Raw genomic sequence first — 8,273 nt, 5'->3', positions numbered from 1 at the left:
GGCGCTTCGAGCGCACATGCAGCCTGAAGTCGAACAGGTCGCACAGCGTTTCCTGCCCCTGCAGCCTTTCCAGCAGCAGGACGTCCTGGCCCAACGGCGTGTCGATCGTCAGCAGCCGACCGGCCTGCGTCAACGAACCGACGTAATCGTAACCCCCCATGACGACGGCTCCGACTGCATCGAAATCTGTTCAACTTGTCGCCAGATCGGGCGCCTTTGGCAAGCCGAGAGATAGGATCGCAGTCGGAGTCAGGCGTTCTGCCGAGTTAGAGGGCCGATATTTGTGGCTGTTTTGTTGCAAAAAGGGACCGCCGACCTATTCTGCCGGCCGATTCTCGCGGCGCGCGTCAGCGGATCCGTGGTGTCGGTCCCGCCGCTCAACGCGTCGGTTCCCGTGGGTTCAGCCGCGCTCCGGCGCACCCGTGACCCGCCAGATCACGTCGCCCACATCGTCGGCCACCAGCAGCGAGCCGTCCGGGCCGATGGTCACCCCGACCGGCCGGCCATAGGAGGCGCGCTCGTCAGGGGACAGGAAGCCGGTCAGGATGTCGCGCACGGGTCCGGTGGGGCGTCCGTTCACGAAGGGCACGAAGGCGACCTTGTAGCCGCTCAATTTGCTGCGGTTCCAGGAGCCGTGCTGGCCGATCGCCATGCCGTCGGGGAAGCCGGGCAGCGTGCCGGCCGGAAGCCAGCACAGGCCCAGCGACGCCGTGTGCCCGCCCAATGCGAAATCCGGCGTGATGGCCGATCCGACCAGCGCCGGGTCCTGCGGCACCCGATCGTCCACGATCCTGTCCCAGTAGCAATAGGGCCAGCCGTAGAAGCCGCCGTCGCGCACCGATGTCAGATAGTCGGGCGGCGTCTCGTCGCCCAGCCCGTCGCGCTCATTCACCACCGTCCAGAGAGACCCCGTCGTCGGCTCCCACGCCATGCCGACGGGATTGCGCAGGCCGGAGGCGAAGATGCGGACCTGGCCGCTCTCGAGGTCCAGCTCATGGATGGCCGCCCGGCCTTCCTCCGCCGCCAGCCCTTGGTCTCCGATATTGCTGAGCGAGCCGACGCCGACATAGAGCTTCCGCCCGTCGGGGCTCGCCAGCAGGCTGCGCGTCCAGTGCCCGCCGGGCTTGAAGTCCGCCAGCTTCCGTCCCGCCGCGCCGATGCGGGTGTCCCCGGGCGTGTAGGGGAATGCCACCACGCCATCGGTGTTTCCGACGTAAAGCGTGTCGCCGAGCTGCGCCATGCCGAAAGGTTGGTTCAGCCCGGCGAGGAACACCTCGCGGGTCTCGGCGACGCCGTCGCCGTCGGCATCGCGCAGCAGCGTGATGCGGTTCGGGCTTTCGCCCACCGCGGCCGCACGCTTCATCGTGCTGTACATGGCGTAATCGAAAACCGAGCTGATGCCACCTGGCGTGCTCAGGGCCTCGGCCACCAGCACGTCGCCGTTCGGCAGGGCGTGGATCCAGCGCGGATGCTTCAGGCCGGCGGCGAAGGCGTTGACCTGGAGTCCAGGTGCTGCGACTGGCGTCTGCCCTGCAGTCCATCCCTTTGCGGTCGGCATCTTCAGCGTCGGAATGCTGCCCTGGGGCTTCGCCGGCGGGATCGCCGGCGTGCTGCCGAAGGCCGGGGCCTTCGGGCCGTCGTTCCGGTGCCGCAAATGGATCGCTCCGGCGCCGACCAGCGCGACGACTCGAGCAAAGATGCCGGACAAGCTCATTTCGGTTCTCGACCTGGGTGAAGACGGGCGACAGCAAGCGCCTCGAGGCGGGCATCAACCCGAACGCTCAAAAAGCATCGCGCTGATCGACATCCGTATCATATCTCGCGCCAGCCGTCGGCGTCAGCTTACAGGTGCCGACGGCGATGGCCCGGTTCCGGGTCAACCTCGCCGCCCCGACCCGTCGGCGCTACTTGCTGAAGCCCTGGCTGACGCCGCGGATGAACTGGCGTGAGAACAGGACGAACAGCAGCACCAGCGGCACCGCGCCCATGGTCAGGGCGGCCAGCAGCGCCGGATAGTCGTTCAGGAACTGGCCGACGAATTGCTGCACGCCAAGGGTCACGGTCTGGTTGGCCCGGCCCGGCGCCAGGATCAGCGGGAACCACAGGTCGTTCCAGATCGGCAGCATGGTCACCGTGGCGACGGCGGCGAGGCCGGGCCGGACCAGGGGCAGGGCGATGCGGAAGGTGCGCAGCTCGCCGGCGCCGTCGATCCGCGCCGCCTCCTTCAGCTCGGTCGGTACCGTGCGGAAATAGGTCATCAGCATGGTCACGGCGATCGGGATGCTCATCGCCGTATAGACCAGGATCAGGGCGGCCAGCGTGTCCATCAGGCCCCAGGCGACCATCAGCTGGATGATCGGGATGGTGCCCAGCCGGATCGGCAGCATCACCCCGGCGATGAACAGCCCGGCCAGCAGCGGCACGGCCCGCACCCGGTACTCGACCAGCGCATAGGCGGCGAAGGCCGAGACCAGGACCGTCAGCCCGACCGAGGCGACGGTGACGACCAGGCTGTTGCGGTAGTTCAGCAGGAAGTTGCCGCGGGTCAGCACCCGCGCGTAGCCGTCCAGGCTGAAGGTCTCCGCCGTCGGCAGGGCGAAAGGCCCGCCGAAGATCGCCGGCGTCGTCTTCAGCGAGTTGAGGATGACCACCGCGATCGGGCCCAGCGCCAGGGCCACGAACAGGATCAGCACCGCATGGGTGGCGACCTGCTCGGCGGTCCAGCGGCGGGTGCCTCGGCCCTGGCGGACGGCGCCGATGTCCCGGACGATCGCGCTCATCGGTCCTCCCCTAGAGCGCATGCGGCTTCAGCCGCCGCTGTACCAGCTGGAAATAGACCGCGGTGACGGCCAGCATCAGCGTGAAGATCACCGATGCCACGGTGGCGCCGAGGTCGAGATCCGCCACCTGGCCGCTGGAGCCGAAGAAGGTGCGGTAGAAGAAGGTGCCCAGGATGTCGGTGCTGTAGTTCGGCCCGGGGGCAGATCCGTTCAGGGCGAAGACCAGGTCGAAGCCGTTGAAGGTCCAGATGAAGGTCAGGATCACGATCAGCCCGAACTGCGGCACGATCAGCGGAAACTTCACCGACCAGAAGATGCGCCATGGCCCGCCGCCGTCGATCCGCGCCGCTTCGACCACGTCGCGCGGCACGGCCAGCAGCGCGCTGTACAGGAACACCATCGGGATGCCGACATACTGCCAGACCGACATCAGCGAGATGGTCGGCAGCGCCGTCATCTGGTTGCCCAGCAGCGGAAAGCCGACCAGGCCCCACAGCGGGTTGAGGATCAGCCGCCAGATGAAGCCGACGATCACCACCGACAGCGTCGCCGGGATGAACAGCAGCGTGCGGTAGATGCCCTCGCTGCGCCGCACCGCGTCGGAGGTGAGGAGCGCGGCCAGCAGCAGGCCGACCGGCACCTCGACCGCGACATGGATGGCGAAGTACTTGGCGTTGTTCAGCAGCGCGTTCCAGAACCGGGCGCTGACCACCGGCTGGGTGAACAGGTGGATGTAGTTGCCCAGGCCGATGAACACCGCGCCGGCCCGCCCGCTGGTGTCGAACAGGCTCATCACGATCGACGTCGCCAGCGGCAGCACCGCGAAGACGAGGTAGATCGCCAGGGCCGGCGCGACGAACAGGGCCAGGCTGCGGCGGGCCGACGCGGTGCGGGTCACTGGCCCATCTGCGGCTTGTACCAGGAGGACAGGCCGACCTGCAGCTCCTTGGCCACCTGCTCCGGCGTCGTGTCGGGGCTGGTGAACATCACCTGCAGCAGCCGCCAGATCTCGTCGTCCAGCGGCGGGGTGCCGGCGCTCAGCCGGTCCAGCGCCAGCCGCGGCGTCAGCTTGGCGCCGGTCTTCAGGTCGGCGAATTCCTGCGCCAGGGCATTCTGGTACTGCACCTTCTGGTTGCTCATGGCGAAGAAGCCGGGCGCGGCGTTGACGAAGATCTCCTGGAATTCCTTGCCGGCGATCCAGGTCAGGAAGGTTCGGGCCGCGTCCTGGTGCTTGCCGGCGGCGTTGAGGCCGATCGCCATGTCCGGCATCTCCTGCATGTAGCGCTGGTCGCCGGCCTTGACGACCGGCGGAGCGAACACGCCGACCTTCAGCCCGGTCGCGGTCACCTGGTTGATGTTCCAGGACCCGTCGGGCAGGATCGCCGCCTTGCCCAGGGTGAACAGCTGGGTCATGTCGGCATATTGCAGGCTTTCCTGGCCCGAGGGCAGAAAAGCCGTCCAGGCCCTCAGCGCGGCGATGGCGGCCACGAAATCCGGGTCGGTCAGCTTCTTGGTGCCGTTGATCAGCCCCAGCCGGCCGTCCTCGCCCTTCCAGTAGGCAGGGCCGATGCTGTACAGGCCGTCATAGGCCAGCTGCCATGCCTCGGCCGACCCGACCGACAGCGGCGTGTAGCGGCCGTCGGTCTTGATCGCCTGCAGCACCGCCAGGAACTCGGCGCTGGTCGTCGGCACCTTGAGCCCGAGCTGCTGGAAGATGTCGATGTTGTAGTAGAAGCCGGCCAGCACCGCGGCGACCGGCACGCAGTAGCTGGCGCCGTCCGGCCCGGTCCAGGCCGCCTTCGCGGTGGCGTCGAAATTCTCCAGCCCCGCCAGCCCGTCCAGCTTGGCCAGGTAGCCGCGGCGGATCCATTGCGCGTTCACGTCGAAGGGACGGCAGGTGATCAGGTCCGGCCCGGCGCCGCCCTCGATCTGGGACTGGATGGCGGCGTTGTACTCATTGGTATTGGTCGCCGCGAACTCGACCTTGATGTCCGGATGCGCCGCCTCGAAGGCTGGCAGCACCTTGTCCTGCCAGACGGCGATGTCCTCGGTGCGCCAGCTGCCCAGGGTCAGGGTGACCGGGTCCGCGGCCAGGGCAGCGCCGGCCACGCCGGCGAGGAGGGTGCCCAGCGCGATCCCGGCGGCCTTCGCCCGTACGGATGTCGAATGCATCGTCCACAGCCTCCCGTTTTGCGGCCTGGGCAGCGCCCGTCAGCCGGATATTTCGGTGAAAATACCTCACAATACCAGATGTGCCAAATGGTATAATTTTGATCGAAATTCGGTAGTAGATCCAGCCAAGTGGTATTATAAGGTATCTCAACAAAGGGAGGGATGGGATGATCGGTGTCGGATTGCTCGGTTCCGGCTTCATCGCCGAGACCTATGCGGACTCGCTGCTGGATGTGCGCAATGCCGAGCTGGTGGCCTGCTGCTCGCGCAATCCGGAGCGGGCGCGGGCCTTCGCCGAGAAATGGCAGGTCACCGCCCATGCCGACGCCGAGGCGCTGTGCGCCGACCCGAAGGTGCAACTGGTGGTCATCGCCCTGCCGAACGAGGTCCATCTCGAGGCGGTGGAGATCGCGGCGCGGCACGGCAAGGCGGTGATCTGTACCAAGCCGCTGGCCCGGACGGGGGAGGAGGCGCAGCGCATGCTCGACATCGTGCGGCGCGCCGGCGTCTGGCACGGCTATGCCGAGAGCGCGGTGTTCTCGCCGAACATCGCCAAGGCCTATGAGATGGTCAAGGCCGGCGGCATCGGCGACCTGCTGACCATGCGCGCCCGCGAGGCCCATTCCGGGCCGCACGCGCCGCATTTCTGGGACGCCGAGACCGCCGGCGGCGGTGCCCTGCTGGACATGGGCTGCCACACCGTCGAATCCGCCCGCCACTTCTTCGGCAAGGACAATCCGGTGTCCGAGGTGATGGCCTGGGGCGCCACCATGGTCCACCGCGACAAGACCACCGGCGAGGACACGTCGATCGCGCTGCTGAAATTCGCCGGCGGCCAGCTCGCCACCATCGAATCCTCCTGGATCGAGAAGGGCGGCATGCAGCTGCGGCACGAGCTGGTGGGCTCGGAAGGGCGGATCGTCACCGACACCTCGGTCGGGCCGGTCTGGGGCTTCGTCGGGAAGCCGGTCGGCTACACCGTGGAAAAGGCCGATGCCGAGACCGGCTGGGTGTACCCTGTGCCGGAGGAAACCCGCGCCTACGGCTTCTCGCAGCAGATGCGCCACTTCGTCGACTGCTTCGCCGCCGGCACCGCGCCGTCCGAGACCTTCGAGGACGGGGTGATCGTCAACCGCATCATCGATGCCTGCTACCGCTCCATGAGGACGCGCCGCTGGGAAGAGGTGACCTGACCCGATGACCAGGACCGAAGCCGCTATGCTCGACGCCGACTCCCCGGAGCCGCTGTGGCGCCAGGCGGCCGACCTGATCCGGCACCAGATCGCCACCGGCAAGCTGGCGGCGGGCGGCCGCATCCCCGCCGAGCGCGACCTGCTGGCCCGGCTGTCGATCAGCCGGGTCACGCTGCGCCGGGCGCTGCAGAGCCTGGTCGAGGCCGGGGTCCTGACCGCCTCGCACGGCCGCGGCTGGTACGTCTCGGCCGACGCGCCGAAGGAGTTTCCGAACACGCTGGAATCCTTCAGCGAGACGGCGGCGCGGTTGGGCCTGACTCCGTCCTCGGACGTGCTGCGCGCGGCGGCGGCGCCGGCGACCCTGGACGAGGCCGAGGATCTCGGTGTCGCTCCCGGCGCCCGCCTGTTCCATCTCGACCGCATCCGGCGGCTCGATGGCGTGCCGGTGGCGGTCGACACCTCCTTCTTCGCCGCCCAGCTGGCGCCGGAGCTGGACGGCGTCGACTTCCGCACCGCCTCGCTGTTCCGGCTGCTGCTCGAGGCCGGCATCGACCTGGCCCGCGCCGAGACGACGATCGAGGCGCAGGAAGCCGACGCCGTCCTGGCCGGGCATCTGGAGATCGAACCGGGCAAACCCGTCCTGGTGCTGCGCCAGCTGATCGTCGACGCGGCCGGGCGGCCGCTCCTGTCCTCCACCATCCGCTACGCCGGCGACCGCTACCGCCTGCGCACCGGCTTCTCCCGCCCGCGCTCGGCGCCGGCCCGCGGCGCGAAGCCGGAGGGCTGACGCCCCGCGGCGCGCCGACCACCAAGGAGTCTTGCAATTGGTCGAAGGATACATCCCGGTCGCCGAGGCCCGGGCCGCGCAGGCCGGCCGGCTGGAGCAGGCGATCGCCCATCTCGGCGGCCAGCTGCGCGGGGCCCAGGGGCGTGACGCCCAAGCGCGCGGCGCCTTCGCCGGGGCGGGGCCGATCTTCCTCGGCATCGGCGCCAGCCACGCCGCCTCGGCCGCCGCGGTCTGGACGCTGCGATCCCGCGGCATCCACTCCTGGCGCCTGAACTCGGGTGAGCATCCGCTGCCCTTCCCGGCCTCGCCGCATGCCGTCATCGGCGTCTCCCAGAGCGGCAAGAGCGCGGAGACGCTGGCCGTGCTGCGCTCGGTCGACGCGGGGCGGCGCATCGCCGTGGTCAATGTCGCGCCGTCACCGCTGGCCGATCTGGCGGCGACCGCCATCTCGCTCGGCAACCTGCCGGACAGCTACGCCTCCACCGTCGGCTATACCGCGACCGTCGCGGCGCTGGGCATGATCGCCGAGATCTGGGACGGCGGCGCCGTCGACCCGTCCTGGACGGCACTGCCGGCGGCGTTCCGGCGGCTGGAGGAGACCCTGCGCATCCGCGGCCCAACCTTGGCTGCGCCGCTGGCCGCGGCGGTCGCCGTCGACTATACCGCTTCCGCCGCCACCGCCGGCTCGGCCGAGGTCGGGGCGCTGCTGCTGCGCGAGGTGGCGCGGGTGCCGGCCACCGGCCTGTCGACCCGGCAATACCTGCACGGCGCGATGGAATCGGCCGGGAAGACCGCGCATGTGCTGATCGGTGACGACCGCGAGGCGACGCTGGCGCGGACCCTGGCCCGGGCCGGGCACGACACGGTCCTGCTGACGTCCCTGACGGTGGCGGAGGAGCCCCGGCTCGCCGTCCTGTCCGTACCGGCACTGCCGCCGGCGCAGCGGGCGATCCTGGAGGCGCTGGCGATGCAGAGCTTGGCGGTTGAGGCGGCGCTGCTGCGCGGCATCGACCCCGATGCCTTCGTCTTCCACCACACCGACACCAAGGTGGCGTGACCGCGATGACCGACCTTCTCGCCGCGCTGGATATCGGCGGCACCAAGACGCATCTGGTGATCGAGGCCGCCGGCGGCGGCCGCCTGGTCGACATCGTCGAGCCGAGTGCGGATTGGGAGGCCGAGCCCGCGGCCGAGGCCGCCGCCTGGATCGCCGCTCGGCTGGCCCGGCATCGGCCGGCGGACGGCCGGATCGCGGCGCTGGCGCTGGGCGCCCAGGGCGTCAACCGGGCCGCGACCGCGGCGGCACTGCAGGCCGCGCTGGCGGGGCAGGGGCTGCCGGCC

General features: G+C 69.5%; 8 protein-coding genes. 4 read left to right on the top strand and 4 right to left on the bottom strand.

Annotated features, from left to right (window positions below; genetic code table 11):
- Positions 1–400 precede the first annotated feature (400 nt).
- The 4 genes from AB4Z01_RS35240 to AB4Z01_RS35225 all read right to left on the bottom strand — a co-directional run bounded on the left by AB4Z01_RS35240 (position 401) and on the right by AB4Z01_RS35225 (position 4,952).
- Entirely contained in the window at positions 401–1,714 is a 1,314-nt protein-coding gene (locus AB4Z01_RS35240; protein ID WP_441701380.1) for a PQQ-dependent sugar dehydrogenase, read from the bottom strand.
- A gap of 190 nt (positions 1,715–1,904) precedes the next feature.
- Positions 1,905–2,780 (bottom strand): carbohydrate ABC transporter permease, encoded by an 876-nt coding sequence (locus AB4Z01_RS35235; protein ID WP_441701379.1) that lies wholly within the window; start codon positions 2,778–2,780, stop codon positions 1,905–1,907.
- A gap of 10 nt (positions 2,781–2,790) precedes the next feature.
- On the bottom strand, positions 2,791–3,678 hold the full coding sequence (locus AB4Z01_RS35230) for a carbohydrate ABC transporter permease (RefSeq protein ID WP_441701377.1): 888 nt from the start codon (positions 3,676–3,678) through the stop codon (positions 2,791–2,793).
- The gene (locus AB4Z01_RS35225) at positions 3,675–4,952 is read right to left on the bottom strand and encodes an ABC transporter substrate-binding protein (protein ID WP_441701375.1); all 1,278 of its coding nucleotides are present in this window, start codon (positions 4,950–4,952) and stop codon (positions 3,675–3,677) included. Before AB4Z01_RS35225 ends, AB4Z01_RS35230 begins: the two co-directional genes overlap by 4 nt.
- A gap of 167 nt (positions 4,953–5,119) precedes the next feature.
- Here AB4Z01_RS35225 and AB4Z01_RS35220 point away from each other — a divergent pair, with 167 nt between their 5' ends.
- From AB4Z01_RS35220 to AB4Z01_RS35205, 4 genes are all read left to right on the top strand, one after another.
- On the top strand, positions 5,120–6,145 hold the full coding sequence (locus tag AB4Z01_RS35220) for a Gfo/Idh/MocA family protein (protein WP_441701373.1): 1,026 nt from the start codon (positions 5,120–5,122) through the stop codon (positions 6,143–6,145).
- A gap of 4 nt (positions 6,146–6,149) precedes the next feature.
- Positions 6,150–6,932, top strand: coding sequence for a GntR family transcriptional regulator (locus AB4Z01_RS35215; protein ID WP_441701371.1), 783 nt, complete (start codon positions 6,150–6,152; stop codon positions 6,930–6,932).
- Positions 6,933–6,969: 37 nt separating this feature from the next.
- The gene (locus AB4Z01_RS35210; protein ID WP_441701369.1) at positions 6,970–7,989 is read left to right on the top strand and encodes an SIS domain-containing protein; all 1,020 of its coding nucleotides are present in this window, start codon (positions 6,970–6,972) and stop codon (positions 7,987–7,989) included.
- A gap of 5 nt (positions 7,990–7,994) precedes the next feature.
- Positions 7,995–8,273, top strand: a 279-nt coding sequence (locus tag AB4Z01_RS35205) for a hypothetical protein (protein ID WP_441701367.1), incomplete at its 3' end; no start/stop codon positions are given.

Origin of the sequence: Inquilinus sp. YAF38 (assembly GCF_052113205.1) — a bacterium.
GTDB lineage: Bacteria > Pseudomonadota > Alphaproteobacteria > DSM-16000 > Inquilinaceae > Inquilinus.
The sequence above is the reverse complement of the archived record's forward strand: the minus strand, read 5'-3'. Positions and strand labels throughout refer to the sequence as shown.